The organism is Pseudarthrobacter sp. RHLT1-30-1, assembly GCF_059383415.1.
On the sequence record NZ_JBWZCG010000001.1, the window covers coordinates 485,349 to 512,038 of the forward strand.

24 protein-coding genes are annotated in these 26,690 nt (G+C 67.6%); 8 read left to right on the forward strand and 16 right to left on the reverse strand.

Annotated elements, in window-relative coordinates; genetic code table 11:
* Positions 1 to 108 precede the first annotated feature (108 nt).
* Positions 109 to 696 (reverse strand): TetR/AcrR family transcriptional regulator, encoded by a 588-nt coding sequence (locus tag AC50YM_RS02310; RefSeq protein ID WP_494955384.1) that lies wholly within the window; start codon positions 694 to 696, stop codon positions 109 to 111.
* Between the two features lie 260 nt (positions 697 to 956).
* On the opposite strand from AC50YM_RS02310, the gene AC50YM_RS02315 reads away from it, so the two are divergent.
* Positions 957 to 2,657, forward strand: coding sequence for an MFS transporter (locus tag AC50YM_RS02315; RefSeq protein WP_494955385.1), 1,701 nt, complete (start codon positions 957 to 959; stop codon positions 2,655 to 2,657).
* A 137-nt stretch (positions 2,658 to 2,794) separates the two neighbouring features.
* On the opposite strand, the gene AC50YM_RS02320 is transcribed toward AC50YM_RS02315, so the two are convergent.
* A complete protein-coding gene (locus AC50YM_RS02320) occupies positions 2,795 to 4,318 on the reverse strand; it encodes a SulP family inorganic anion transporter (protein WP_494955386.1) in 1,524 nt (507 codons plus the stop codon).
* A 180-nt stretch (positions 4,319 to 4,498) separates the two neighbouring features.
* Here AC50YM_RS02320 and AC50YM_RS02325 point away from each other — a divergent pair, with 180 nt between their 5' ends.
* A complete protein-coding gene (locus tag AC50YM_RS02325) occupies positions 4,499 to 5,506 on the forward strand; it encodes a bile acid:sodium symporter family protein (protein ID WP_494955387.1) in 1,008 nt (335 codons plus the stop codon).
* A 10-nt stretch (positions 5,507 to 5,516) separates the two neighbouring features.
* Here AC50YM_RS02325 and AC50YM_RS02330 read toward each other — a convergent pair whose 3' ends face one another.
* Positions 5,517 to 6,110, reverse strand: coding sequence for a LacI family DNA-binding transcriptional regulator (locus tag AC50YM_RS02330; RefSeq protein ID WP_494955388.1), 594 nt, complete (start codon positions 6,108 to 6,110; stop codon positions 5,517 to 5,519).
* A gap of 282 nt (positions 6,111 to 6,392) precedes the next feature.
* Here AC50YM_RS02330 and AC50YM_RS02335 point away from each other — a divergent pair, with 282 nt between their 5' ends.
* The 5 genes from AC50YM_RS02335 to AC50YM_RS02355 all read left to right on the forward strand — a co-directional run bounded on the left by AC50YM_RS02335 (position 6,393) and on the right by AC50YM_RS02355 (position 10,051).
* On the forward strand, positions 6,393 to 7,295 hold the full coding sequence (locus tag AC50YM_RS02335; RefSeq protein WP_494955389.1) for a WXG100 family type VII secretion target: 903 nt from the start codon (positions 6,393 to 6,395) through the stop codon (positions 7,293 to 7,295).
* Positions 7,296 to 7,347: 52 nt separating this feature from the next.
* Positions 7,348 to 7,968 carry a hypothetical protein gene (locus AC50YM_RS02340; protein ID WP_494955390.1) on the forward strand — a complete coding sequence of 207 codons (621 nt, stop codon included), beginning with the start codon at positions 7,348 to 7,350 and terminating at the stop codon, positions 7,966 to 7,968.
* A 61-nt stretch (positions 7,969 to 8,029) separates the two neighbouring features.
* Positions 8,030 to 8,680: a hypothetical protein gene (locus tag AC50YM_RS02345; protein ID WP_494955391.1), complete on the forward strand. Its 651-nt coding sequence runs from the start codon at positions 8,030 to 8,032 to the stop codon at positions 8,678 to 8,680.
* 232 nt (positions 8,681 to 8,912) lie between these two features.
* Positions 8,913 to 9,434, forward strand: a complete 522-nt coding sequence (locus AC50YM_RS02350; protein ID WP_494955392.1) for an SRPBCC family protein — start codon at positions 8,913 to 8,915, stop codon at positions 9,432 to 9,434.
* 5 nt (positions 9,435 to 9,439) lie between these two features.
* A complete protein-coding gene (locus tag AC50YM_RS02355; protein ID WP_494955393.1) occupies positions 9,440 to 10,051 on the forward strand; it encodes a DUF6919 domain-containing protein in 612 nt (203 codons plus the stop codon).
* On the opposite strand, the gene AC50YM_RS02360 is transcribed toward AC50YM_RS02355, so the two are convergent.
* The 12 genes from AC50YM_RS02360 to AC50YM_RS02415 all read right to left on the reverse strand — a co-directional run bounded on the left by AC50YM_RS02360 (position 10,048) and on the right by AC50YM_RS02415 (position 24,023).
* The gene (locus tag AC50YM_RS02360; RefSeq protein WP_494889985.1) at positions 10,048 to 10,356 is read right to left on the reverse strand and encodes an antibiotic biosynthesis monooxygenase family protein; all 309 of its coding nucleotides are present in this window, start codon (positions 10,354 to 10,356) and stop codon (positions 10,048 to 10,050) included. The two genes, AC50YM_RS02355 and AC50YM_RS02360, sit on opposite strands and share 4 nt — an antisense overlap.
* A 174-nt stretch (positions 10,357 to 10,530) precedes the next feature.
* Positions 10,531 to 12,051, reverse strand: a complete 1,521-nt coding sequence (locus tag AC50YM_RS02365; RefSeq protein WP_494955394.1) for an aldehyde dehydrogenase family protein — start codon at positions 12,049 to 12,051, stop codon at positions 10,531 to 10,533.
* Entirely contained in the window at positions 12,048 to 12,836 is a 789-nt protein-coding gene (locus tag AC50YM_RS02370) for an HD domain-containing protein (protein ID WP_494955395.1), read from the reverse strand. The genes AC50YM_RS02365 and AC50YM_RS02370 overlap by 4 nt, the downstream gene beginning before the upstream one ends.
* A gap of 41 nt (positions 12,837 to 12,877) precedes the next feature.
* The gene (locus tag AC50YM_RS02375) at positions 12,878 to 14,221 is read right to left on the reverse strand and encodes an NAD(P)/FAD-dependent oxidoreductase (protein WP_494955396.1); all 1,344 of its coding nucleotides are present in this window, start codon (positions 14,219 to 14,221) and stop codon (positions 12,878 to 12,880) included.
* Between the two features lie 2 nt (positions 14,222 to 14,223).
* Complete coding sequence (locus AC50YM_RS02380; protein ID WP_024367748.1) at positions 14,224 to 14,544, reverse strand: 2Fe-2S iron-sulfur cluster-binding protein; 321 nt, start codon at positions 14,542 to 14,544, stop codon at positions 14,224 to 14,226.
* A 47-nt stretch (positions 14,545 to 14,591) separates the two neighbouring features.
* Positions 14,592 to 15,413, reverse strand: a complete 822-nt coding sequence (locus AC50YM_RS02385; protein WP_494955397.1) for an SDR family NAD(P)-dependent oxidoreductase — start codon at positions 15,411 to 15,413, stop codon at positions 14,592 to 14,594.
* Positions 15,406 to 17,277, reverse strand: coding sequence for a PEP-utilizing enzyme (locus tag AC50YM_RS02390; RefSeq protein WP_494955398.1), 1,872 nt, complete (start codon positions 17,275 to 17,277; stop codon positions 15,406 to 15,408). Before AC50YM_RS02390 ends, AC50YM_RS02385 begins: the two co-directional genes overlap by 8 nt.
* A gap of 68 nt (positions 17,278 to 17,345) precedes the next feature.
* Positions 17,346 to 18,521, reverse strand: a complete 1,176-nt coding sequence (locus tag AC50YM_RS02395) for a PEP/pyruvate-binding domain-containing protein (RefSeq protein WP_494955399.1) — start codon at positions 18,519 to 18,521, stop codon at positions 17,346 to 17,348.
* Between the two features lie 5 nt (positions 18,522 to 18,526).
* Positions 18,527 to 19,804 carry a cytochrome P450 gene (locus tag AC50YM_RS02400; RefSeq protein WP_494955400.1) on the reverse strand — a complete coding sequence of 426 codons (1,278 nt, stop codon included), beginning with the start codon at positions 19,802 to 19,804 and terminating at the stop codon, positions 18,527 to 18,529.
* Positions 19,805 to 20,396: 592 nt separating this feature from the next.
* Positions 20,397 to 21,191, reverse strand: a complete 795-nt coding sequence (locus AC50YM_RS02405; protein ID WP_494955401.1) for an IclR family transcriptional regulator — start codon at positions 21,189 to 21,191, stop codon at positions 20,397 to 20,399.
* 338 nt (positions 21,192 to 21,529) lie between these two features.
* Complete coding sequence (locus tag AC50YM_RS02410) at positions 21,530 to 22,333, reverse strand: creatininase (protein WP_494955402.1); 804 nt, start codon at positions 22,331 to 22,333, stop codon at positions 21,530 to 21,532.
* A gap of 130 nt (positions 22,334 to 22,463) precedes the next feature.
* Positions 22,464 to 24,023, reverse strand: coding sequence for a purine-cytosine permease family protein (locus AC50YM_RS02415; protein WP_494955403.1), 1,560 nt, complete (start codon positions 24,021 to 24,023; stop codon positions 22,464 to 22,466).
* Between the two features lie 108 nt (positions 24,024 to 24,131).
* Between AC50YM_RS02415 and AC50YM_RS02420 the strand changes: the two genes are divergently transcribed.
* Positions 24,132 to 25,688, forward strand: coding sequence for a PucR family transcriptional regulator (locus AC50YM_RS02420; RefSeq protein ID WP_494955404.1), 1,557 nt, complete (start codon positions 24,132 to 24,134; stop codon positions 25,686 to 25,688).
* A gap of 63 nt (positions 25,689 to 25,751) precedes the next feature.
* Here the strand turns inward: AC50YM_RS02420 and AC50YM_RS02425 are convergent, their stop codons facing one another.
* Positions 25,752 to 26,579, reverse strand: coding sequence for an IclR family transcriptional regulator (locus tag AC50YM_RS02425; protein ID WP_494955405.1), 828 nt, complete (start codon positions 26,577 to 26,579; stop codon positions 25,752 to 25,754).
* Positions 26,580 to 26,690: the final 111 nt, after the last annotated feature.

Genomic DNA, 26,690 nt, shown 5'->3' on the forward strand with positions numbered 1-26,690 from the left:
CCCCAGCTCAGTGGCGAAAGACAATGCCGGCCGTAACGTTCAGGAATCTGCTCGTTACGGCCGACGGCGTTTGAGGCTGCGTTTAGGGCGTGCTCTGGTGCTGCCTGCTCATTCAGCCAGCAGGAAGCACCAGTTGTCGACCATCAAATCCAGCGAAACATCGCGGTCCACGGTCCAGCCGAGCCGCATCCAGCGCCGGGAAAAGAACTCCAGCTCGCCGAAGGCCAGCGCGCACCGCACGCGGCGGCCGGCAGCGTCGAACCGCCCGGCCCGGTCCAGGCCCGCCTGCATGGCGTCAATCGCCGTGTCGAACCACTGGTCCAGTGCCGCCTGGATGTCCGGCTCACTGGCCGCGGCCTGGTGCGCCGCCACCACGTAGGGGCGGATTTCGGCCCACTGCTCAAATTTGCGGGCGAGCCAGGCCCGGATCAGCTCACGGTCCCCCGATTCCACCACCGAATGCAGCGGGGGGACATCCGCCTCGGTCAGCATCTCGTTGGACCGCTCGACCAGCGACCGCATGAGCCGGGCCTTGGACGGAAAATGCGCGTAGAAAGTGGCCCGCGTGGTGCCCACGGCGGCGGCGATGTCGTCCACCGTCGTTGCAGCGAACCCCTTTTCCGCAAAAAGCTCCAGACCCTTTTCGAGCAGCAGTCGTCGGGTCATCTGCTTTTGAGCTTCTCGGATGCTTGCCACGCCCCCAGATTAGTGCAGATTTCCGCCGCATTCATTCACTTGACACTCTGTATAGTGACTGTCTATGCTGTTAGCAACATCACACTTCCCGTCCGGACCGGGCGTGAACAACACCCTGCTCCCCAGACCCGCACCGGGGAGCCCTGGCCCCGGCCACATCGCACGACTTCGACAGTCCCCAGGCGCTGACAGCCCACGGCGGACGGGCCGACGTCGAAACCGCCCCTCCCGATCGCTCGCATCAAACGAAGGAGTTTCCCATGAGCACAGATCCAGGCACCGCTCCGCCCCCGACCACACAGCCCTCGCCTGCCGCACCCCATGCCGCCCAGCTCGCGCTGCCGCGGCTGCGGGTGAAAGGCACCCTGGCGACCGCCGCCGCCGCCGTGATGGTCGCGCAGATCGCCAACGCATTGCCCGGCTCCCTCAACGGCGAATTCCAGCAGACGTTCAACACCGTGGGGTCGCAGCTGACCTGGATCACGGCGGCGTTCATGATCCCGGTGGTGGTTTTCGAACTGACCTTCGGCCTGCTGGGCGACAAGCTCGGCCACAAAAAGCTCGTCATCGGCGGCGCCCTGCTGCTGGCCTTCGGTTCGCTGGTATGCGCGCTGTCCCCGACCGTTGAGATGATGTGGATCGGCTCGGCGCTCAACGGCCTGGGCGCCGGTGCGATCTTCCCGGCTTCCCTGGCCCTGGTGGCCGCAGTCACCCACAACGCCAAGGAACGGGCCAGGGGCATCGCCATGTGGGCGGGCTTCCTGTCGGTCGGTGCGGCGCTGTCCCCGCTGCTGGGCGGTATTTTCGCCAGCCAGGGCGTGTGGCGCGGCGCTTACGGTGTGGTTGCGGGCCTCAGTGTCCTGACGGTCGTCCTGGCCGTCCTGGTCGCGGCCGAACACAAGGCCGCGCAGGGCCGCAAACCCGACTGGTGGGGCCAGACCACGTTCGCCCTCGGCCTGATCCTGGTCCTTTTCGGCCTGGTCCAGGGACCCGAGGACGGCTGGGCTGCCCCGCACGTCGTCGCCTCCTTCCTCGCCGGGGTGCTGTTGCTGGGCACGTTCATCCTCATCGAACCGCGGGTTGAGTCGCCGCTGCTGGACCTGCGGCTGTTCCGCAACCGCGGGTTCACCATCTCCTCGATCGTCGCCGTCGTCGGCATGTTCGCGTTCCTGGGCAGCCTGTTTTCGCTGAGCATGTGGCTTGGTCCGGTCCAGCACCAGAACCCGCTGAATATCGGGCTGCTCTTCCTGCTGCTCCAGGGCCCCACGTTCGTGCTGGTGCCGCTGATCTCCCGCCTGCTCACCAGGGTGGCCGGGCGCTGGCTGCTGACCGCCGGTTTCCTGCTGATGGCCGTTGGCGCGCTGATGGCCTCCGGCCTGGACGTGACCAACATGTCCATGACCCCGTTCATCACCCCAGCCCTGCTGCTGGGCGTCGGTTTCGCCCTGACCCTGAGCCCGATGACCGCAATCGCCCTGAACACCGTGCCGTTGCACCTGGCCGGCATGGCCAGTGCCACCACGAACCTGCTGCGTGACCTGGGCTTCGCTCTCGGTCCGGTCCTGGCCGGCGCGGTGGCTCTGAGCACCGCGGGCGCCAGCCTCGGCGCTTCGCTGCAGACCGCCACCCTGCCCGCCGATCAGGCCGGACCCGCCAACGTCATCTTCCAGGCCGGCGGTCCGATCGCCCTCAACAGCCTGCCGCCGGGAGCGCCCGGGTCCGCGGCCCACGAGCTCGCCCGGCAGGCCCTGGGCAACGGCTTCTCTCAGGCCTTCATCGTCTGCGCGGTTGCCGCAGCCGCCGCGGCCCTGCTCACCCTGATCGGCCTGCACGGAGTCAAGGACACCCACCCCTCCGCCGAAGCCTTCGTCGACCCGCTGGTGGAAACCCCGGCAGAACCCGGCGCGACGGCAGCGGCGCGCACCGGTTCAACCACCACGGCAACCATGCCTTCCGCCTAACAGGCAGCTGGCCTGGGCGGGGGCCACCGCGCTCCCGCCCAGTTGCACCCCCGCTGGAACTCAAAAGCCCGGCGTGTTCCCAAGGACACGCCGGGCTCTTGTGTGTCCGGACAACAGCAACCGGGCAGGAGCGCGGCCTATTCGCCGGCGTCGAGCTTTCCGGCGAGCCGTTCGCGCATCAGGAGGCTGGCCTCGTTGAGGCCCACCACGTCCACGGTCTTGCCGTGGCGACGGTACTTCTCGGTGATGGCATCCAGCGCGGCGATGGTGGAGACGTCCCACAGGTGGGAGGCGTGCATGTCGATGACCACCTGTTCCGGATCCAGCGCATAGTCGAACTGGGTATACAGGTCATTTGAGGAGGCGAAGAAGAGTTCGCCATCGACCGTGTAGGTGGCGACCGGTCCGCCGTCGACGTCGGCCACGGCGCGGTCCACCGTGACGAAGTGCGCCACCCGGCGGGCGAACAGCACCATTGCCACCAGCACCCCGACGCCGACGCCGATCGCCAGGTTGTGCGTGGCGACCACAACGGCCACCGTCGCCACCATCACGAGCGTTTCACTTTTGGGCAGCGCCTTCAGCGTGGACGGCCGGATGCTGTGCCAGTCGAAGGTGGCCACGGAGACGAAGATCATCACGGCAACCAGGGCAGCCATCGGGATGAGGGACACGATGTCGCCCAGGACCACCACGAGGAGAAGCAGGAAAACACCGGCGAGGAATGTCGAGATCCGGGTCCGCGCACCGGAGGCCTTGACGTTGATCATGGTCTGCCCGATCATCGCGCAGCCGCCCATGCCGCCGAAGCACCCGGTCACAATGTTCGCGACGCCCTGGCCCCAGGCCTCACGGGTCTTGGAGGAGCGGGTGTCCGTGATGTCGTCGACGAGCTTCGCGGTCATGAGGGATTCGAGCAGCCCCACAAACGCCATGGCCAGGGCGAACGGGAAGATGACCTGCAATGTGTCGAACGTGAACGGGACGTTGGGCAGGAACAGTGAGGGCAGCGAATCCGGCAGCGCGCCCTTGTCACCCACGGTGGGAACGGCGACGGCGGCCAGCACCGTAACAAGGGTGAGGACCACAATCGCCACCAGCGGCGCGGGCACGGCCTTGGTCAGCTTCGGCAGGCCAAAGACAATCAGCAGGCCCGCCGCGGTGAGCGGATAGACCAGCCAGGGGACACCGATCAGCTCGGGGACCTGGGACAGGAAGACCAGGATGGCCAGGGCATTGACGAATCCCACCATCACCGAGCGCGGGATGAAACGCATCAGCTTCGCCACCCCGGACAGGCCCAGGATGATCTGGAAGATACCAGCCAGGATCACCGCCGCAACCAGAAAATCCAGGCCATGGGATTTCATCAGCGGGGCAATCACCAGGGCGACGGCCCCGGTGGCGGCCGAAATCATTGCCGGCCGGCCACCGACGACGGCGATCGTGACCGCCATGGTGAAGGAGGCGAAGAGCCCGATCCGGGGGTCGACGCCGGCAATAATGGAGAACGCGATGGCCTCGGGGATAAGCGCCAGTGCGACGACGAGCCCGCCGAGGACCTCGGTCTTGAGTCGGCGCGGGGACCGCAGGGTGCTGCGGACGGATTGGAGCTGTTCCGGGGTCAGAACCGGAACAGCTCCGGTGGTTTTGGTGGCCATTGCTGGCTCCGTTCAATCTCGGGAAGGCGCGCCGCGGCTCGCACGGGCAGGGCAACTTTACCGTGGGGGCCGAGCGGGCCACGGCCCGGGGGCCGCACACACCGCAAATAAATCTGACATATTTGCCCGCGGAGCGTTCACGAACTGGCTGTAGGGCGCCCGCAATGGCACCATTCTTGGATGCTTGAGGCAACCAAAACCCCACAGTCCGTCCCGGAGACCAGCACTGGCGCGGTCCCGGAAAATCCCGCCCTCGCCGCCGAGGCCAAGATCGCGCGCATTGCGGTAACCGTTTTCCCGCTGCTGGTCGTTCTCGCAGGCGTCGCCGGGTACCTGTTGCCGGGCGCCTTCAAGCCGCTGGGACCCAGCGTGCCGTACCTGCTGGGCATCATCATGTTCTGCATGGGCCTGACCCTGACGCCGCCCGACTTCGCCTCCGTGGCCAAGCGTCCCTGGGCCGTGGTCCTGGGCATCGTCGCGCACTACGTCATCATGCCCGGTGCCGGCTGGCTGATCGCCGTCGGCCTGAACCTGTCGCCGGAACTGGCCGTGGGTCTGATCCTCGTCGGGTGCGCCCCGTCGGGCACCGCGTCCAACGTGATGGCATTCCTGGCCAAGGGCGACGTCGCCTTGTCGGTCGCCGTCGCCTCCGTGTCCACCCTGATTGCGCCGATCGTGACGCCGCTGCTGGTGCTGTTCCTGGCCGGCTCCTACCTGAAGATCGACGCGGGCGGCATGGTGCTGGACATCGTCAAGACCGTGCTGCTCCCCGTGATCGCCGGCCTGCTGGCCCGCCTGTTCCTCAAAAAGATTGTGGCCCGGGTGCTTCCGGTCCTGCCCTGGGCCTCCGCCGTCGTCATTTCCCTGATCGTGGCGATTGTGGTGGCCGGCAGCGCCAGCAAGATCGTCGCCGCCGGCGGGATCGTGTTCCTTGCCGTGGTGCTGCACAACGGCTTCGGCCTCGGTCTGGGCTACCTGGCCGGCAAGCTCGGGCGCCTGGACGACAAGGCGCGCCGGGCGCTGGCGTTCGAGGTCGGCATGCAGAACTCCGGCCTGGCCGCCACCCTGGCCACGGCGCACTTCAGCCCCCTGACCGCGCTGCCGTCGGCCGTGTTTTCGCTCTGGCACAACGTTTCCGGCGCAATTGTCGCGGCCTGGCTGGCGCGGCGTCCGCTGCAGGACGAGTAAACGCCGGCGCCTAATCCCGAAGCCGGGCGAGCAGCAGGGAAACCGCGCGTTCGAAGGGTGCGACCCCGCCGTCCGCGGCACCGTCCGCCCCGGAGGCCGCGGCAGTCTCAGGTGCCAGCACATCGAAGCCATCCGGCCGCAGGGTGTCCGAAAAGACCAGCAAAGCCACGCCGCGCTCGACGAGTTCGGCCATGGTCTGCAGCTCTTCGGGCGAACGGTCCGCCGGAACGGAGCCAAGGATAACGCCGTCGGCGCCCCCGGAGAGCACAAACGGCCGCCAGCTGTCGCCGACCAGGATGACCGGCTGGTAGCCGTGCCGGGGCAGGATACCGGCGGCGGCGGCGGCCAGCGCACGGTCCCAGTCGTCGTCGAGGTCGGTGATGGCCACGGCCACGACGTCGGTGCGCCCTCGACGCATCCCGCGGGCGGCCCGGTTGGGCACATAGCCCAGTTCGTTGGCCGCGGCATGGACGCGGTCCTGCGTGGGCTGGCTGATCCGGGTGTTACCCCCGGGGCGGCCGGATAGCACGTAGGACACCGTGGTCAGGGACACCCCGGCGGCCTCCGCGACGTCGCGGATGGTGGGCTTGGCTCCGTGCCGCACTGATGACTCCCGGGTGGTTCTCCGCCGCGGATCCGTGGCGCTGCTGAAACTGTCGTCCTGGGGTGGACCCCCTGTGAACTCTAGCCTCACCCCAACGCGGGGTCACTCTGCGCCCATCCGCGGCTTCAGGACGGGCGCAGAGTGACCCCGCGTTGTGGGGTGGCTGGCCCTGGCCGAGGGCATGCGTGGAGGTCCAGATGGGCAGGACTCTCCATCGCCCGGGCACCCGTTTGCCGATAGTGTTTCGGGAAACCGGTCTTCACATCACTTTGGGGGAAACGCATGGCACCTGGCATCTACGGCGCTGACATTGCGCAGCTAAGGTCGCTCTCCAAGTCCATCGGGCAGTCCGGCAATGCTTTGCAGGGCATCGAGGCCACCGTCAACAGCGTCGTCGGGTCTGCTGTCTGGAAAGGCGCCGACGGCGAACGGTTCCGCAGCGAGTGGTCCTCCACCCTGCGTCCGCTGCTGCGTAAATCGAGCGACTCGCTGCGCGACCAGGCGAAGAGCCTCCTGGCGCACGCGGATGAACAGGAAAAGACCAGCAGCGGCTCCTCCGGCGGCGGCTCCACCGGGTCCGGGGCCGGAAGCGGAGGCGGCGCGGCGCCCGGTTCTCCGCTGGGCCCCCTGCTGGCCCCGGTCCTGGACCCCGTCCTGGACGCAAACGGCAATCCGGTCTACCAGGGCGCCAACGCCGCAGCCTCGGGCGCCGGGCTCGCGTCCGACGTGCTGTTAAACCAGATGAACAAAGCCGGCCTGCTGACCAAGATGCCGTGGAGTGTGCTCGGTGCGCAGTACGGCCAGGCGCCGGGTCTGGGGTACCTCAAGGGAACCCAGCTGCTGAACGGGCTGTCCATGGTCGGCCGCGCTGCCGGCGTGCTGAGCGTTATCGGGGGAACGGCCCAGTTCGCTGACGGCGTGATCAGCGGGGATTCGAATGCCATGTGGGACGGCGGAGTCTCCACCGTGCTTGCCGCCGGTAGTTTCTTCCCCGTCGTCGGGCCCTTCTTCGCCGGGGCGAGTCTCGCCTGGGCGGGCATGGGTTTCCTCGCCAAGGACCTTGGCTACGGTTCCACTTCCGAGATGGTGGTGGATGGCGCCCAGAAGGTCGGTAGTGTCATAGCGGACGGTGCGGACGCCGTCGCGGACGGTGCCAAGAAGGTGTGGGGCTGGCTGGGCGGCTAGCCCCGCCACCCACCAAGGCTCCGGAATGATGACGACACAACGTGAGGAAAGAATGAACGACGAGACGCCGCTCCGCCTGACGGATCACGAACTGCTTGCCCTCCTTGCCGTGAGCCAGACGCCGTCGGCGGGCATCACCCGGGAGGTGTTCCGGCTCGCTCCTGTTGCGGACAACGAGTTGTTGGAGCAGGCTGGAATTACCACTCTCCTGGTCCGCGGACTGGCAGAGGTCTCGGGCGACGACATCGTGCCGGTCGAGAAGGGCGCCATTGTGGCCGCCGTGGTCTCCACTGCCGACGAGTGGCTAGAGGTCGCCCTGGTCACCCCGGAAACGGACCACGTCCTGTTCACGGCCGGATCCAAGGAGGGCGCGCTCCTGCTCAATCTCAGCCGGTACGGCGTCCACGAGGTCCAGCCTGTCGATCCGGCCGCGGGAATGTTGCAGCTCGGGCTGCAGATTGCCCGGCACTACCTTGAATCCGGTGCCGAAGGCTACCCTGCCGCGGCCATGATCAAGCACTACCGGCTGTCCGGCTCGCCGCTGACCGCACACCTTAAGGTGGAGGCGGACAAGTCCTGGACGCTTGCGACCGGCGACGACGGCGCGGACAAAACCGAGGCGATCGACGCCGCGGACGCGTTCCGGAGCTTCGAGTCCGCCCTCACGTTCTGATTCGTCCGCGGACCCGTCCGCGGAAGGCCTGCCCGATCGCACACCAGAAAGCCCAGCCGGAATGACCAACCCGCCCTACGCCAGCCCTTCCACCCCCCGGCAGCTTCCGCTCAGTTACTGGATCTCCGGGGAGGTCCCCTCGTCGGCGCAGGCACGGACGCCGAGCGCCCTGCGGGAGATGGCCTGGAACTACGGCCAGTTTCGGGGGCTCGCCGCCGCCTGCATCGGGGTCGGGGCTGCTTGTCTGGGCGGGGCGGGACTGACGCTGCTCACCAGCCCGGCCGCCGTCGCGGTCCTGCTGGGCCTGCTCATTGCCGGTGCCGCCCTCGTCTCCACCGGGGTACTGCTGCTGCGGCGGGTGAAGCGCCGCGTGCCCAGCGTGCGGCCGGTGATGGCCTCGCGGGCGCCGGGGAAGCTGAGCTCCGGCATCGGCCTCACCGTGTTCCTGTCCCTGGCGCTGGGCGTGCTGTTGCTTCCGGCGGCGCTGCTCCTGGCGGACGGCCCCGGCGGGATGACCGCCGTCGTCGCCATGTATGTCCTGTTCCTGGTGGCGACCAGCAGTGTGTTCGCACTGCCGGCTTACTTCATGGAGCATGCCCGGCGCGACTTCCGGGCCGCGATCCTGGCGGACCCGGAGCTCCGGGGCGCCCTTGAGGCCATGTCGCCGGTGTGGAAGGATCCGGTGGGCTACCGGGAGTTCGGCCCGCTCTAAAACCCCAGGCTACGCGGGGTCAGCTTGCGCCCATCCTGGGCCTCCGGATCGGCGCTAAGTGACCCCGCGTTGGTGTTTGTTTGCGGTGGGGAGGTCCTTGGTGAATCAACCACCGGGGATCCAGTGTTACCCCAGATTTCCTGCCGTGACGCCGTGGGACAAAAACCTAGGCCGCCCGGCCCGGCTCGCCTAGATTGCATAGAAAGCCCGCAGATCACAGGAGGTGTCGGACTTGTCGCTGACCACGCGCCGGACAACCCACCGGCTCACCATCGAGGCCCCGGCCGACCTCATCTTCGCGATGCTGCGCGACTCCTCGCACTGGCCCTACCTGGACGGCCTGACCGTCTACGCCGAGCGGGTCAGCGGCGACGACACCGACCACGAACTCCGGACCTCGGTCGTGGCGAACGGGACACTGAACTCCAGCCACTGCCACCGGATCTTTGATGCTGCAGGACACCGCGCCGAGTTCCGGCAGCTCGGCCTGGAACATCCGCTAATGACTCTCGGCGGCGGCTGGGCTGTCCGCCCGGCGGAAGGATCCTCCGAGGTCACGCTGGACCACGAGTTCGAGGTGGACGACGACGCCGCGGAGCTCCCGGAACAGATCCACCGCACGATCGACGAGTTCAGCCGGCGGGAGCTCGAGGCCCTACGGCTGAGCAGCGAACGCCTCGCCCAGCTGCTGCGCCAGCACTCCGCGGCCGGCCCCGCCGGCAGCGCCGCCGGCAGCACCACGAGAAAGGCCTAGATCCGTTGGCAGATGACCGATACACCACCGAACGGGACAGCTTCGGGCGGCTGCTGGCGGACCGCGAGGTCTGGCGGCAGGCGGGCACCATCCCGGCGGCCGGCGAGCTGACCGCGCGCTGGCTGGAGGGCCGGAGCCAGTACCAGCCGGGAACTTTCACCCCCGGTTTCGACGACGAGACGACGGCAATCGCCGGGGAACTCGCGGCCCTGAACCGGAACGGGCTCTTCACCAAGGAGTCACAGCCCGGCCTGCTCGCCGAAGGTCACTCGCAGCGCGCCTACGTGACGGGATTCTGCAGTGCGGCGTCGGCGGCCGCGCTTCTGGAGCTGTCCGGCCGGACCGAGCTGGTGACCGTGGCCCACGCCCCGGGCGAAGCCAGCCAGGCTTCCATTCCCGTGACCCTGCGGGACGGCGACGTGGTGACCGTTCTGGGCAGCAGCGAAAGCCCGGCCGGTGACGACCAGCTCCGCGACTGGTCCGAGGAGGCCAACGAATCCCTCGCCCTGCTGCTCGCAGAGTCCTGGTATGTGGAGGTCTTCGACCCGGTCTGGGGCCGAAACGGGGCCCTCCTGCCCGCAGTGCTCACGGCACTGGCCGGCGCGGAAACAAGCTAGGGCGAATCCCAGCCGATGCTGGCGGCCTCGTCCAGCGTGCGAGCCTCAAAATGCTCCAGCATCTCGCGCATGCCCTCCATGCTCTGCTTGAACATTTCGGACGCCCGCCACACTTCAGCCTGTTCCAGGGATTCCCACGGGCCGGTGCTGATGAACCGGTTCCGCACGTCGCGATCATGCATCAGCACCGCCTTCGCGTGCGGGAAGTCCTCCTGGGTCTTCCGGGCCAGATCCCGCCAAGCCTGCACAAAATCATTCTCGCGGCCGGGGTGTACCAGCCAGATTCCGAGCGTATAAACCGACACGTCGATCGCCTCCGTAGTCTGCAAGGGGTGGATACCCCCGATTATCGGCCCGGCATTCGTCTGGCCGGTAGGGCCGGATTACCCGACGGCGCCACCCCCACCAACCAACGCGGGGTCACTACGCGCCGGTCTGGGACCCCGGGATGGGCGCGAAGTGACTCCGCGTTGGGGTTGTTAGGGTTTCCGGTGGATCGACTTGTAGCTCAGGTAGGCGTTGAGGCCCTCGACGCCGTACTCGGTGCCGAGGCCGGAATCATGCCGGCCGCCGAACGGAGCGGCGTGGTTGGAGGCGAAGAAGTTGATGCCCACCGAGCCGGTGTCCATCCGGTCCGCGACGGCGAGCGCCGTCTCAGGGTCGGCGCCGAAGACCAGGCCGCCGAGACCGAATTCTGTGTTGTTCGCCAGCGCAACGGCCTCATCGACGCTGCCGCCGGCGTCGTTGTACTTCAGGATGCAGATGACCGGGCCGAAAATCTCCTCACGGGAAATCCGCATGTCCGGCGTGACGTCGGCGAACACGGTGGGCTCAACGAAGTACCCGCCTTCCAGCCCGCCGCCCAGTGACGCTGCGCGTCCGCCGGTGGTGGCGCGGGCGCCTTCGGCCAGGCCTGAGTCCACGTATTCCAGCACGGTCCGGTACTGCGACTCCGTGGCGCACGGGCCGAAGACCGTGTCCGGGTCCAGCGGGTCGCCCTGTTTTCCGGCGGCGATGGTGCGGGTGACCATGTCCACAACTTCCTCGTAGCGGCTGGCGGGGGCCAGGATGCGGGTCGAGATATAGCAGGTCTGCCCCGTGTTGCGCATCGAGGAACGGATCAGCACCTCGGACATCGCGTCCAGGTCCGCGTCCGGCAGCACGATGGCGCTGGATTTTCCGCCGAGCTCCAGGGTGACGGGGCGCAGCAGTTCGCCGCAGGCCGCGGCGATCTTGCGGCCCACCGGCGTCGACCCGGTGAAGGCGACCTTGTCCACGCCGGGGTGCTTCACCAGTGCATCACCCAGCCGGCCGGACCCGGTGATCAGGTTGACGACGCCGGCCGGGACGCCGGCCGCGGCCACGGCGTCGATGATCACCCGGAGCGACAGCGGAGTGGGCGACGCCGGTTTCATCACCACGGTGCAGCCGGCCAGCAGCGCCGGGGCGAGCTTGATGACCACAAGGTTGATCGGGAAGTTCCAGGGCGCGATCAGCGCACACACACCGATCGGTTCGCGCCGGACCACGGATTCACCGCCGCCCCGGGGGAAAGCCCGGACGTCCTCGCGCTCCAGATGGCCGGCGAGGGAGGCGAAGTAGCGGAAGATGCCCGCGGCGTTGGCCGCGGCCCCGGCGGATTCCGACACCGGCGAGCCGTTCTCGCGGGTGTTGGTCAGCGAGAGTTCCCCGGCCCGCTTCTCCACTTCCTCGGCGATGCGCAGCAGGTAGGCGGCCCGTTCGGAGGGCGCCAGCCGCGGCCACGCGCCGTCGTCGAACGCCTGACGGGCGGAGGCGACGGCGGCGTCCACGTCGTCGGCGCTGCCGTCCGGGACGGAGCCCCAGACCTCGCCGGTGGCGGGGTCGGTGACCGGGTTGCGGGCCGTGCCGCGGGCCGGGGTCCACGCGCCGTTGAGAAAGACGTCGTCCACGTGTGTGTACGGCAGGTTCAGGGCTGCCCGGGCGGCCAGGGCGGGGGCGTCGTGCGTCGCGGCGGTCATCGGATCACGGCCGTCTTGAGCAGGGCGGTGGAGCGGTCCAGGTCGGCGGTGGCCATGTCGTGGGCGGCCTGGGTGATGAGTTCGGGCACGATTTCCGTGGCCAGCCGGTCGGTGTAGGTGGCAGGGTCCATTTTGAACCAGGTGGAGGCCAGGGCGATTCCGGCCTGGTCGAAGCGCCAGAGCCGGTCGGCGTCGCGCATCAGCGCGTCCTCCAGGGAGTGGGCGAGCGGGCGGGTGTCGTGCCCGTCGATGATCGCGCAGACCCGCTCGATGAATTCCGCGGAGTAGCCCAGGTCCGGGAGCACCCGGCGGGCCACGTCGCAGCCTTGTTTCTCGTGTTCGTAGCGGATGGCGGCCTTGCGCCAGTCGCCCGCGAAGCCCTCGGAGATGATGCGGGATTCGTCCACGTGGGCCCAGCCGGTGTCGTGCAGCAGGGTGGCGACCCGGACCAGTTCGGCGTCGGCGTCGGGGTAGGCCCGGCAGAGCCGCTCGGCGAAGGCGAGCGAGATCGGCAGGTGGATGTCGTTGCCGCGGGTGCGGGTCTCGTGCACCACGGCCTGCCAGAGCCGGTCGAGTTCCTCGAGCGCCGCCGGGGTGGTGGCGATCGGGGCGGTGTCCACCGGTCCCTGCGCCGGGACCGGCCGGACAGGGTACGCGGCGGCGAACTCCGCAGTGGCGGAATCAACAGTCGCGGAATCAACAGCCGCGGGGTGGATGGCCGCGGGGTTTTCGGGAGCCGGGTTCGCGGTGCCGGTCTCGGTAACCGGGGTCTTGGGGGTGGTCATAATGCTCCTTCGGGTGGGGCCGACTCACTGTCTGAGTGGAGTTAGCTGTCCGTGGTGATCGTCTTGAGGGGGGTGGCCGGGTCCGCGGCGGCGTCGGCGGGGATGTTCTGGCCCTTGGCGAGAGCGTTCTTGACGGCCATGAAGTCCAGCGGGGCGTTGACGCAGTCCGCGGCGATGACCTGGCCCTGGCGGTAGTAGAGGACGCTGAATTTTCCGCGTTCCTCGTCCCGCCGCAGCACGGTCTGGTCGTAGCCGTTGCAGAGTCCGGCGATCTGGAGTTTGAGCTCGGCCTGGTTGGACCAGAACCACGGGATGCCGGCGTATTCCTCCCGCCGGCCGGTGAGTGAGTAGGCGGCCACCTTGGCGTGTTCGATCGCGTTGTTGACGCTTTCGAGCCGGATCCGCTCTCCCGGTTCCGAGCCGGGCACCGGGTTGGGCATGTTGGCGCAGTCGCCAATCGCCACCGTCGTGCCATCCGAGGCCAACGCGAAGCGGTCCACGACGATCCCATTCTCCACGGCCAGGCCAAGCTGTTCGGCCAGCTGGGTGTTGGGAATAACCCCGATGCCGACCAGCACAATCTGCGCGGGCAGCACGGTCCCGTCCTGGAGTTCGACACCGGCGACGGCCCGGCGGCCGTCACCCGGGGCGTCACCCGGGGCGTCACCTGCGGTGAAGCGTGTGGCGCTCGTGTTCAGCCGGATATCCAGACCGCGGGCCCGGTGGGCCTGCAGGAAGTACTCGGCGGTCTCCTCGCCGACGGCGCGGCCCACCAGCCGCGGCCCGAATTCCAGCACGGCGACGTTCTTACCCATCTTCTGCAGGCTGGACGCGGCTTCAAGGCCGATGAAACCGCCGCCGATCACCACAACGTCCTGCGCGTCCCCCACCCGGTCCTTGAGGGCCAGGGCGTCGTCGGCGTTGCGCAGGTAAAGCACGCCGTCGAGGTCCCCGCCGTCGATCTCCAGCTTCCGGGCGCGGGCGCCCACGGTGAGGGCCAGGCGTTTGAAGGGGAACTGCCTGCCCGAGGAGGAGTGTGCGACGCCGGAACCGTCGGCCTCCTTGTCGATCCTGGCGATGTATTCGCCCTTGACGAGGTCCACGTTGTGTTCGGCCCAGTACGCGTTGGAGCGGAAAATCAAGGACTCGCTCTCCACCGTGCCCTGCAGGAACTCCTTGGACAGGGCCGGCCGCTGGTAGGGGCGGTGGTCCTCGTCGCCGAGCAGGGTGATGTGCTCGGCGAAGCCGAGCGCCCGCAGCGACACCGCGAGCTGGACGCCGGACTGGCTTGCGCCGATGATCAGCAGGCCGGTGCGGGTAGCGCTCTCCGGCTGAGCGGCGGCACCGGCGGAGGTCTGCTCGGCCGCGGCAACATGGGTGCCCATTCCTACACCTGGGTTTCCGGGGTGGTGACGAACAGTTCGAGCTCGTCCGTCAGGCGGAGCTGGCAGGACAGCCGCGAGTTGTCCTCGCGGTCCACGGCGGTGCCGTACAGCATCTCGTCCTCCATGTCCTCCATCGGCGGGAGCTGCGGGAGGCAGTCCTCGCGGACAAAGACGTGGCAGGTGGCGCAGGACAGCGAACCGCCGCATTCGGCCACGATGCCGGGGACGCCGTTGCGCACCGCGGTTTCCATGACGGAGTCGCCGGGGTTGCCCTGGACATCGCGGACGGCGCCTTCGGCGTCGGTGAAATGAACCGTTGGCATTGGTCCTCCTTGGGGTTTGAAAGCTGAAAATTGAGTCATAAAGCGGGTCAGACGAACTGGCGGCCGCCGTCGACCACCATGGTCTGGCCCGTGTAGTAAGAACTGTCCGGCCCGGCCAGGAAGAGCGCCGCGCCCACGATGTCCTCCGGCTGGCTGGCCCGCTTGATCGCGCCGCGGTCCACGCCGTAGTTCTCGGCGTTCTCCATCAGCCCGTAGCTGGCCTCGGTGAGGGTAAAGCCGGGGGCGATCGCGTTGACCGTGATCCCCCGCCGGCCCAGTTCCTTGGCCAGCACCCGGGTCAGGGCCACCACCCCGCCCTTGGAGGCGACGTAGTGCAGCCACTGCTCCGAGCCGCTGAAGATCGTGGCACTGGAAAGGTTGATAACGCGCCCGCCGTCGGGCAGGTACGGGCTGGCCGCCCGGGTAACGAGCCAGGGCCCCTTGAGGTTCACGTTCATCACCAGGTCCCATTCGGCCGGGTCAATGTCCTCGAACGGGCTGCGGGTCACCCCCGCGTACACCGCCGCGTTATTGAGCACGACGTCGATGCTTCCGTTGCCGAAGTCCGCGCAGCTTTTCGCGAGGGCCTCGGTGGACTCGATGCTCGTGACGTCCGCGTGGAAGGCGGCAGCGTCCGCCCCGGTGTCGCGGACCAGCTTCGCGGTTTCCTCCGCACCTTCGAGATTCACGTCCGCCACCGCCACGCGGTAGCCGCGGCGGGCGAAGCCGAGCGCGAACGCCCGGCCCAGCCCGCCGGCGGCACCGGTGATCAGGACGGTGCGGGCGGTCCTGCCCCCCGGGCCGGCCCCGCCTTCGTCGTCATATTCCGCAACAGGCATATTTGATTCGGTCTTCCGCTGCTCAGACATGGCTGTGGCTGTGCGCCCCGGGTCCGGTGACCTGGAGCTCGGGTTCCTCAGCGTCGAGGATCTGGACCGTGCCCTTGGTGCCGTCCACGCGCAGCCGCTGCCCGGTCTTGATCGTGGTCGACGCCGAGCCGGTGCCGGTCACGGCCGGAAGGCCGTATTCCCGGCAGACAATCGCCGCGTGGCTCATCATGCCGCCGATGTCGGTGACCGTGGCCTTGATCTTGCCGAAGATCGGACCCCAGGACGGTGCCGTGACGGTGGCAACCAGGATCTCGCCCTGCTGAACCTCGGAGAGCTGGTCGGCGTCAGTGATCACGCGGGCCAGGCCTTCGACGACGCCGGGCGAGGCTGCCATGCCGCGCAGGCCGCCGCCCTCGACCGCTTCGCCGGCGCCCAGCCACTGCTGGACCTGTTCGGTGGTGATGCCCCAGAGCATCCGGGTGAAGGGTTCGGTGATGATTTCCGGCGGGGTGTTCAGCGCCGGGGCCGGCCGGGCGGTCTTCAGTGCATCCACGATCCCGCGGCGGCGCTCGATCTCCTCCGGCCAGTAGTCCGGGCCGATCGGCTTGGCGCCGACACCCCAGCCGGTAACCAGGTCAAAGAGCGCGTCGCGGACCTCGTTGCGGCCCAGGTAAAGCAGGTCGTCCGGTTCGGTCCAGAAGCCCTCGGCCTGCATCATCCGGGACAGTTCACGGATCTTGCGCCAGAAGACACCCATGGTCCAGTGCTCGATGTAGAAGTTGTGGTTCTCCACGTACGGGTAGGCGGTGGCGGCGAGTCCGCGCTTGGCGTCGAAGAGGCCCTGGTTTTCGCCTTCCAGCAGGTCCCGGTATTCCTCGATGATGCGGTCGCGTTCGATGATCAGGGCCTCGACCGGGCGCATGATTTCCTGGCCCTCGTCCACGCGGCGGATGTAGTCCGCGATGTAGCCGAGCGGGATTTCCTGGTGTTCGTTCCAGTACTTGTCGTGGCCGTAGAAGCCGTTGCCCACGGTGAAGTTGAACCACGGGTCCTTGGCGGCCTCGTACTGGGCCGTCCAGCGGTCCCCGCCGGGGGCGGCCGCGATGGCAGCCAGGGTGGCCTCGACGTCGTCCGTGTTGGAAAAATGCGGCTGCAGCTGGAGTTCGACGGCCAGCTTGGCCAGCCCCTTCAATTCGTCATCCGGGCGGAAGAGTTCCATGTCCACGCCCTGCACCATGGTCGCGATGGACTGGTCCGGGATGTTCGGGAACACCTGCTTGCAGAAGTTGAAGAAGTCCAGGTAGGCGATGTAGCCAAGGTTGAGGAACTCGAAGTGGTACTGCCAGTTCTGGTAAGCCAGCTGGATCAGCCGGTCGTAGCTCTCCAGCAGCTTCTCGGAGCCGTCCTTGCCCTTGCCGGAGAGGATGTCCTCCATCGGGACCACGTCCGGGAGTTTGGGGAAGGAGATGGTTTCCATCTCGTCGATGGTGCCCTTGACCTTGACGTGCCACTGCTTGAGCAGCTCGTCCCAGTTCTGGAAGTAGTGGCCCACCCGCTGTTCGAACAGGGGCACCCGCGCGGCGATCTGGTCCTCTGGCACCGGGATGGGCGACATGTAGAGGTAGCCCAGGTGGACGCGGAACTCGATGCCGTTGGCGTTGGGGATCATCAGGTGCCGGGCGTTGTACTGGCCCAGGCACTTGACCGCAAATTCGCCGCCGATGGTCTCAAAGGGCTTGAACACGGTGGGCCAGTGCTGGCTGTCGCAGAACCAGAACTTGGCGTCCTCCTGGTCCTTGAGCTTGTCCTGGAAGACCAGGTAGTACGGGTAGATCTTTTCCCAGCCCTCGGCGCCGGCGGGGACCGCAAGCTCGGAGGGCTTCGGGAAGGACTTCAGGGACATGGCGGTCCTTTCAATACGGGCTCGGCGGTGAGCCTGGGTGAGGGAGCGGACTAGCGGGTCAAAACTTGTTAGACGGAGGGCTTCAGCAGGGACGCGGTAATGCTGCCGAGGCTGAAGCCGGCGGTGGACGACGGCGTCGGGCCGGCTGTCGCTGTGCCTGCTGGCGTCGTGGAAGCAGGTGCGGCCGCTGGGGCGGCGGGGCTGAGTCCGCTGAAGTAGCCGCCGGCGGTGGCTGTGGACGGGACGGCCGGCTTGGAGGAGTGCACGGTTTCGGGGCGGGACTGCAGCAACAGGAGGTTTTCGCCGTCGGGCAGGTCCGCATCCAGGGCCCACTCGATGTCCTGCGGGCACTTGTAGTGCTTTTCCGCGCGCTTGGCCATCTGCGCGACGGCGGTCAGTTCGGCGTCGGAGAGGCTGCGGCGGCCGCGGCGTTCGGCGTCGACCTCCTGCTCCACCAGCCGCCCGGCAACGGCGTCCGGGACGAGTTCGGCGTGCTTGTCGCCGAGGTGTTCGTTGATGACGGTGAGGGTGACCTTGTCCAGCATGATGTTGTCCGGGGTGACCTGGCCCGAGACCACCATCTCGCCGACCCCGTAGGAGGAGTCGATGGTGATCTTGGAGCGGTCGCCGTTGGTGGGGTCCATGGTGATGGCGACGCCGGAGACGCGGGCGTTGACCATCTTCTGCACCACCACAGCCATCGACAGGCCCTCGTTGGGGATGTTGTTTTTGAGCCGGTAGATGATGGCGCGGGAGGTGAAGAGCGAGGCCCAGCACTGCCGGATGTGCTCGGTGACGGCTTTGACGCCGGCGAGCCACAGGTAGGTGTCCTGCTGGCCGGCGAAGGAGGCGTCCGGCAGGTCTTCCGCGGTGGCGCTGGAACGGACGGCCACCGGGACCGGCGCGTCGAAGCGGGACATCAGGGCACCGTAGGCGCCGACGGTGAGCTCACGCATCGCCTGCGGCACCGGGCGGGAGCAGATGTCCTCACGGATGGCGGCGGACACCTCGTCCACCTGGCCCATGTCCTCGGGGTCCAGGTCTGCGAGGAGCTGGTGGATATGCCGGGTGATGCCGGCTTCTTCCATAAACGCGTCGAACTGCGCCGTGGTGACCACGAAACCGGGCGGGACCGGCATACCGGCGGAGGTCATCGTGACCAGGGAGGCGCCCTTGCCGCCGAGGTTCTCGAGCTTCGGTTCGATGCCGCCGTCGAAAAACTGGATGTATTCGTTGCTTTGCATATTTCTCAGGCCTTCCAGCTGACGGGGACGGTCTCGGGGACGCGGAAGGAGAGGTTTTCCCGGAAGCCGATGGTTTCCGGGTTCTCCAGCTGCAGGCCGGGGGCGAGCCGGGCCACTTCCTCGAGGGCGATTTTTGCCTGGAGCTTGGCGAGCATGTTGCCCAGGCAGTAGTGGATGCCGAACCCGAAGGAGAGGTGCTCGCGGGCGTTGGGGCGGGTGATGTCGAAGTCCTCGCCGGCGCTGAATTTGTTCTCGTCGCGGTTGGCGGAGCCCATCAGGAGCAGCAGCTGCGCGCCCTCCTCAATGGCGACACCGCCGACTTCGGTGTCCTTGAGGGCCTTGCGGCGCCAGCCGACGATCGAGCCGGCGTAGCGCAGGACCTCGTCGATGGCGGCGGGGATCTTCTTGGGGTCCTCGATGAGCTGCTTCCACTGCTCGGGCCGGGCCAGCAGCTCGCGGAGGGCATTGGAGATCAGCGTGGTCGTGGTCTCGTGGCCGGCGAACAGCAGGCTGTAGAGGACGGAGGCGATCTCGTGGTCGGAGATCTCTGCACCCTCCTGCTGGGACTTCACGAGGTCCGCGGTGAGGTTGTCGCCGCCTTCCTCGTGGGCCATCTTGACCAGGCGCAGGCACTCCTGCCAGTACTCGACCAGGTTGTGGGCGTGCGGGATCTGTTCCTCGTCGCTGAGGTCGCCCCAGGTCATGGCCGCCCGGGAATCGCTCCAGCGTTTGAAGGTGTCCACCTGGGACACGTCGGCGCCGATCAGGGTGAGGATGGTGATGGTGGGGACGTCGTAGGCGAGATCCTTGACCATGTCGCCGTGGCGGTCCGGGCGGGCCAGCATCTTTTCGAGCAGCTCGACGACGTTCTGCCGGATGAAGGGCTCGAGTGCCTTGTAGCGGCGGGGCGTGAAGGCCTTCTGGACCACGGCGCGGATGCGGGTGTGCTCCGGGGGGCGGCGGGCGGAGAGGCCCGAGTACGCGGTGAAGCCGCCGTCTTCCATGATCTTCTTCGCTGCGGCGCCGCGTTCGCGGACGGGGGCCTGGGCGTTTTCGCTGGAGAAGGTCTCCCAGTCCTCGAAGACGGCCTTGATGTCGTCATAGCGGGAGACGACGTAGAGGCCGACCCGCTCGTCGAACATGACCGGCTGCTCGGCCCGGAGTTCTGCGTAGGCCGGGAAGGGATCCTTCATCTGGAACGGCTCGTAGCCGTGGTGCCCTGCGGGTGCCTCGGCGCCGTGTCCAAAGGGACAGCGGCCGGCCGTATCCGTCGACGATGACATCTAAGCTCCTTGGTGTTGGTACCGCCGGCCGCGCCAGTGCATGCCGGGGTTCTTCTCACCAGTGTGGTCCCGATCACTCCGGGAACGCAGGGTTTGCTTCCACTGGGCGGAAGCCGTTTTTTCCGCGGCTGCAGTGGGGCCGGGTAGCCCCTCCTCCGGCGACCGCGGTCCGGGCGCGCTGACCGCGGTCCGGGGGCACTGACCGCGGTCCGGGGGCACTTCGACACGGACACGCCGCCAACTAAGCCGCCGACGTCGACTATTGGCACCAAAGTGCCCCCGGACGGACGACACCGGGCCGCAACACAAGATTGCCGGGCAGCCCGGGCAGCCCGGCAGCCACTCCTCCGCCCACCGTGCCCCAATCGCCCGGTTACCCCCCCTGACAACGTCCGGCCAGGCTCAGGGCGCCCCGGCGGCGGTCCGGGGGCACTTCGACACGGACACGCCGCCAACTAAGCCGCCGACGTCGACTATTGCCCCTCAAAGTGCCCCCGAACGGACGACACCGGGCCGCAACGCAAGATTGCCGGCAGCCCGGGCAGCCGGCAGAGTGCGTTGCGTTGCTAGACCACAGCGGGGGCGGTGCCTGTCAGTCCGTGCCGGCGACGTGGCTGCCGAGCAGCGTTTGGAGTGGGATCCGGGCCGTGGCGCGCTCGATCTGGGCGGCGATGCCCCGGAGCACGGGCAGGTGCCGGGTCATCGTGGCGGCCTGGCTGGTGGGCAGCACAAGGCCGATCGAGGCGCCGATCCTGCCGGTATGGAAGACCGGGACGGCGATCGAGCAGGAGCCCAGCCGGACTTCCTCCAGGGTGGTGGCGTAGCCCTGTTCGCGGATCTGGGACAGCTCTGCGGCCAGCTTTTTGGGGTCCACATGGGTGTGCGCAGTGTGCCGCTCCAGCTGCCGGTTCAGATACGCGTCCCGGACCCAGTCCTCCTCGAAGGCGAGAATGACCTTTCCCACGGCGGTCGCGTGCATTGGCAGCCGGCCGCCGACCCGGCCGGCGCGGGGCACCCGCTTGGAGCCGTAGACCCGGTCGATGTAGAGCACCTCGTGGCCAGCGCGGACCGCCAGATGCGCGGTTTCGCCGGTGAGTGAGAACAGGTCCTGGACGTAGGGCCGCGCCGCATCGCGAAGCTGCCGCCCGGTGTTCTGGGCGAGCTCCCACAGCCGGATGCCGAGCTGATAGCGGCCGTTGGGTTCGCGCGAGAGGAAGCCCCAGTCGGTGAGTTCGTTGACCAGGCGGTGGGCCGTGCTCAAGGGCAGCCCGGATTTTTCGGCGATATCGGTGAGGCTGAGGGCGCCCCGGGACTTTTCGAAGGCTTCGAGGATGGCGAGGACCTTCGAGGTCACCGACCTGCCGGGTTCGCGGCTGCCGCCGGCCATCATGACCTCCTCGTTGCGGGCCTGATGCCAGCTTCGTTATCCGGCTGGGCCGTAGCGGGCCGTTGGGCCGCCCGGAATCGAGTGTAGTCCGCAACTGCCGGCACCTGGCCGCGCGGTCCGGAAACCAAGCAACGCGGAGTCACTTCGCGCCCATGCCGGGGCCGCCGATGGGCGCGAAGTGACTCCGCGTTGGGGTTTTGGTTGGGGGGTGTCGTTTGGGCGGCACGGTGGCGTATCGATGCGGGCAGTGCCATGACAGGATGGCGCCGCGGGAAAGTCTCCCCGCGGCGCCATCGGTTCACTGGGTCAACCGCGTTGCCCTCTGGGATCGCTGACCCCTACCCCGATACAACCGCCGTCGCGGGTTCACGGACCAGTTCACTTCCGAGATCGACGACGAGATCCCTGACAACCTGGTCGTACAGCAGCCCGCCCTTGGCTGCGCTGGAGCCGGCCGCCGATGACAGGCAACCGGTGGCGGGTGTCCGCGCCGGAACCACCGGGAGCCTGTCGAAGCGCGGGAGGACCGCGGCAGGACCGTCGACCAGGCGGTCAATGGCCACCCGGGCCGCTTCAAGGTGGAGCATGAGCGAGGTTTCCAGGACCCCGCCGTGCTCGATGTCCCAGCCCGGGAAGCCACCCGGATAGACCTGCTTCAGCGTGTCCTCGCTGACGAAGTCCCAGTAGGACAGCAGCAGCACGCTCTGCTCTGCCCCGGGTTTGATGCCCAAGTCCTCTAGGGCAAGGTCGATTCCCTCGTACAGGAACTGGTAGTTCTCGAAGTGGCCGTTGATGAATACCACGTGCCGGACGCCCTGGTTGAGGAAGGACTTGACCAGGTTGCGGGCCACGCCGGTAAGGGTGGCGCCATCCAGGCTGGTCGTACCGGAGAGGTGGTTGCCGCCGCCGGACTTCTGTTGCGACTTGTACCCGTACGCGATTGGCTGGGCAACAAGTCCACCCAGCCGCCGGGCAACACCCTCCGCGAAGTGGGATGACAGGATGGTGTCCGTTCCCAGCGGAAGGTGCGGACCGTGCTGCTCCAGGGACCCGACGGGAATGAGGACGATCGCGTCCCCGGATGCCAGGACTTCGCGGTAGGCGAAAGCATCCATGTCTTCCAGAAATACTGACTTGTCCATGCTGGTGGTGCTCCTCGTTAAGTTCAGTGTACAAATGGCGGCTGCAGCCGCCGAGTGTTGGGCGCTGACGGTGGTGCGGGCCGGGCCGGCGGGGAATCCGATGATTCCCCGCCGGCGGCTGGTCTTCCGGTCAGAGACCTGAGGTGGACGCGGACACGGCGGGGACGTGGGCCGTCCCAATGGCGGTTGCCTCGGGGGCGGCAGCGGGGGCCGGGACCGTGCCCGCATCGGCGCTGGTCAGGTGCAGGAATTTGCGGTGGAAGCGCGGTCCCATGATGGCGTAGGCTGCGGCGCTGGTCAGGCCGCCGGCGAGCCAGGAGAGGTCCCAGCCGCCGAGGGCGACGGCGATGGGTCCCTGCATTGCGGGAACCAGCCCGTACATGAACAGCCAGGTGGCGAAGATCCCGATCAGCAGGGATGCGATGCCTGCCGGGTTCACGCCGGGCAGACGCTTGGTACCGACGGCGTCGAACAGCCGGGTGGGGTCCCCGGGCCAGCGCTTGTCGAGCCAGAAGTAGTGCACCAGCATGACGCCACCCCAGGCGGCCACCCAGGCGACGAGGCCGATCAGCCAGGCATCCAGGACGGCGGCGAAGTCTTCCTGGAAGATGAAGAAGACTACGGCGGCGAGGGAGAACACTCCGACGAACAGGTTGAGCTTGCGGCGGCTGATGGTGATGTCCAGCGCCTGAGTGGCTACGGAGAAGGTGTAGATGTTCAGGATGTTGGTGGCGATGGGGCCGTGCAGGACCATGAGCAGCACCGGGAGTGCCATTACGCCGAAGTTCTGCACAATTAGCTTGCCGGGGTCGATCTCACCGCTGTTGGTGGCCAGGCTGGCGCCCAGGATTCCGAGCCAGACGACCGGGATGAACTGGCCCAGCACGGAGGCCAGGTAGAGCTTGCGCTTGGGGACTTCGGTGCTGACGAAGCGGGAGTAGTCGGCGGCGTAGGTGAACCAGGTGATGCCCCAGCCGATACCGATGGCGGTCATGACGGCGCTCATGGCGGCGATCCGCTCCGAGCCTTCCAGGATGTTGCCCGCCGGGCCGGCGTAGGACCAGTTGATCTTCATGCCGAACCAGGCGACGACGGACATCACCGCGAGGATGATGATGGTCGGCGGGACCGTCCACTTCTCGAATGCCGCGATGGCCTTGTAGCCGAACCAGGCGATGGCGACCTGCGCTGCCATGATGGCCGTGGCGACGCCGATCTTCCAGGCATAGTTGTGGGCGGTGGGGTCCACCCAGCCGAGGGTGCCGAACAGTGCCATGACCAGGTCCAGGATGATCCAGGTGTTGACCGCGCACCAGCCGATGACCAGCAGTGCCTGAATGGCGGCCGGGAGGTAGTTCCCCTGCCGGCCGAAGGCAGCCCGGGCCAGCACCATGCCGGTGGCCCCGGTCTTCTGGCCGAGGAGGACAAAGCAGCCAAAGAGCAGCATGCCAATCAGGTTCCCCAAAACCAGCACAATGACTGTGTCGGAGAATCCTAGGCCGAGGTGGATGCCGAGGGCGCCGAGCACCCAGTTGATCGGGGCGAGGTTGGCGCCGGCCCAGATCCAGAACTGACCGGAGACTTTCCGGGTTCGCTGGGATTCGGGAATGGGCTGGAGCCAGGCCTCGTGGTCTATGTGGTCTTCATTGACCACTGGACCGGCGGAAACCGCTGGGGAATTTTCACGCATTGGAGCCTCCGTGAGAGTTTTGGGGGTACTTCAAGGTTATGTGGCGTGCACCACATCCACCTATATAGAATGTGTCTAGTTAATGTTCGAAAAATGCGACGGAGTGTCATGTCAATACGTCTTCAGGATGTGCTCGACCATCCGACCCTCTCGGTGGCTGATCCCATCGTCAGGGCGGCGGCCGGCACGGCGGCCAGAACCCAGCTCCGCTGGATCCACTCCAGCGAGATCCTGGACATCGCCCCCTTGCTCGACGGCGGGGAGCTTCTGTTGACGGGAGGGGAGGCCCTCGCCCACGCCAGCGAGGAACGGCAAGTCATGTACATCCGCCAGCTGGCCGAGCGGGGCGTGGCCGCCCTGGCCATCGAGACCGGAATCGCCCTCCCCTCGCTCCCGTCCGCCATGGTGTCGGCCGCTGAGGCAGCCGGACTCCCGCTGATCGAGCTCCGAAAGGTCGTGCCCTTTGTAGGCGTGATGCAGGCCATCAATTCGACACTGGTCAGCGAGTCGGTTTCCCAGCTGCGGCGGGCGGACGAGGCGAGCCACGCAATGGCCGTCGAGCTGGCCCACGGGGGCAGTCTGGACCGGATTCTCGCCGTGCTCGCCGGCATCATCAACGCCGAGGTGACCCTGACGTCCCTCACCGGCGCAACGCTGGCCAGCGCGACGGCCGGGACGGCGGGGACGGCCGGGACCGACGACGACATTGCCGGCTCAGTTCCCGCCGGCCAGGAGCATGCCCGTCTGATCCAGATTGACGTGCCGGTCCGCGGGATCCTTGCGGCCCAGCTCATGCTGCGGGTCCCGGCGCACGAGGACGAGAATTTGGCCCGCACTGCCGGGAAGCGCTCGGTGGACATCCTGGCCCTGGCGATGTTGCAGCGGATGTCGCCCGGGCTCCGGGAGGTTGCGGGAGCTGCCCTGATCCGCGCGATTGATTCCGGCAGCCAGCCGTGGCGGCTGCAGCAGTTGGCGTCGGCCGCCGGCATTCCGGCCGCCGAACCGCTGGTGGCCCTTGTGGTCCGGTCGGATACGTCCCAACAGTTGCGGGCATCGGTTGAGCAGTTGCTGGCCCGTGCGGCGTATACCCACGCCACCTACGTCGACAACGCCGAGCTTCTCGCGGTGGCGGGTCTTGGCGGCGATGCTCCGGAAGAGAACCGGCAAAAGCTTCTGGCCGGCCTGCTGGAGCTTCCGGCCTTGGCCAGGACGCTTGCGGCGGTGGGTCCCTTGGTGGCGGGCGTTTCGGACGCTCCCTGGTCGCTGTCCGAAGCCAAGCTCACGCTGGAATTGGCGAGCGCCCGGGAGCAGTCCCGTTCCGAAGCCGGCGGCGTGCACGCTCCCGTAATCGACGCGGAGGCGTTTGCCGTGGAACGTCTCGCCATTCAGTCATTGGACCCGTACCAGCGCCGGAATTTCGTGCGCCAGCAGCTGGGGCCTTTGCTGGATCATGATGCGCAACGCAATTCGCGGCTGCTCGACACGCTGGCCGCATGGCTGGATTGCGGCTGCAACACCGCCCACGCAGCGAGGGAGCTGCATCTGGAACGCCAGTCGATGCACCAGCGGCTGCGGCGGATCTTCGAGCTCTGCGGCGGAGACCCCCGGGAAACGGGGCGGCTGTCGGCCCTGCATTTGGCCGCCAGCCTCGCCCGGCTCGTCTGAGTCGCCCCGCTGCCCGGCTCGTCTCCGGCGCCAACCTTTCCTAGTCGCTTGGCTGCCCGGATCCTAGCTTTGGCCGGCGCGTTCCGGGTTTCCCGGCGGGCGTCCGCCCAGCCGCGTGGTGACCCGGCCCGCCGCGGCGGCGCACGCTTCGCCCAGGCTTTGAAGCCGGTCGCGGGAAACGCGGAAACGCGGCGCCGGGATCAGGACGCTGGCCACGATGTCGCCGCGGTGGTCATAGACGGGGGCGGCGACGCCGACTTCGTCAATGGAGGATTCGCCGTAGTTGATGGCCCAGCCGCGGCGGACGACGTCGCCAAGTTTGATCTGGTAGCCGTCCAGGCTGGCGTCATCGAGCCCCGGGTAGGTGATGGCCCCGCTGCGGAGCAGGGCCCTGACCCGCTCGGCAGGTTCGGTGGACAGGAAGACCTGGACTGAGGCGCTCATGGCGTCCTGGTACCGGGCTCCCAGCGGGGTGGTGTGCTTGATCTGGTGGTGGCTGGCGATCTGTTCCACGCACATGGATTCTGCACCGTTCCACACCATCAGCGCACTGGTCTCGCCGGTCTGTTCGGTGAGTTCACGCAGCACCGGGTAGGCCACGCGCCGTTCCTCGAGTTCGGCAAGCAGCGGACCGGCAATCGCGATCAGCCCCAGGCCGAGGCGGAACCGGCGCGTTTCCGGATCACGTTCCACCAGGCGTTCCTGTTCGAAGGTGGCCAGGATCCTGGAAACGGTGCTTTTGTGCAGCCCGACCCGGTTGGCGACCTCCGTGACTCCGAGCAGCGGCTCTTCGGCGGTGAAGGTCCTCAGCACGGCAATGGCGTTGACGATGACGGAGGTGCCCTTGGTGTCGCCGTTTCCGTTGATCTCCGGGGGTTCTTCTTGGCTCATGGTGGTTCCATCATTCCGTACAGAGGCCGAAAAGCGGCGCCCCAGCGGGCATGGAGCACCCTCTTCCCTGACCCAGGGGTTGTCGTGTCCCCCCAAACGTTTCTCCCGTCC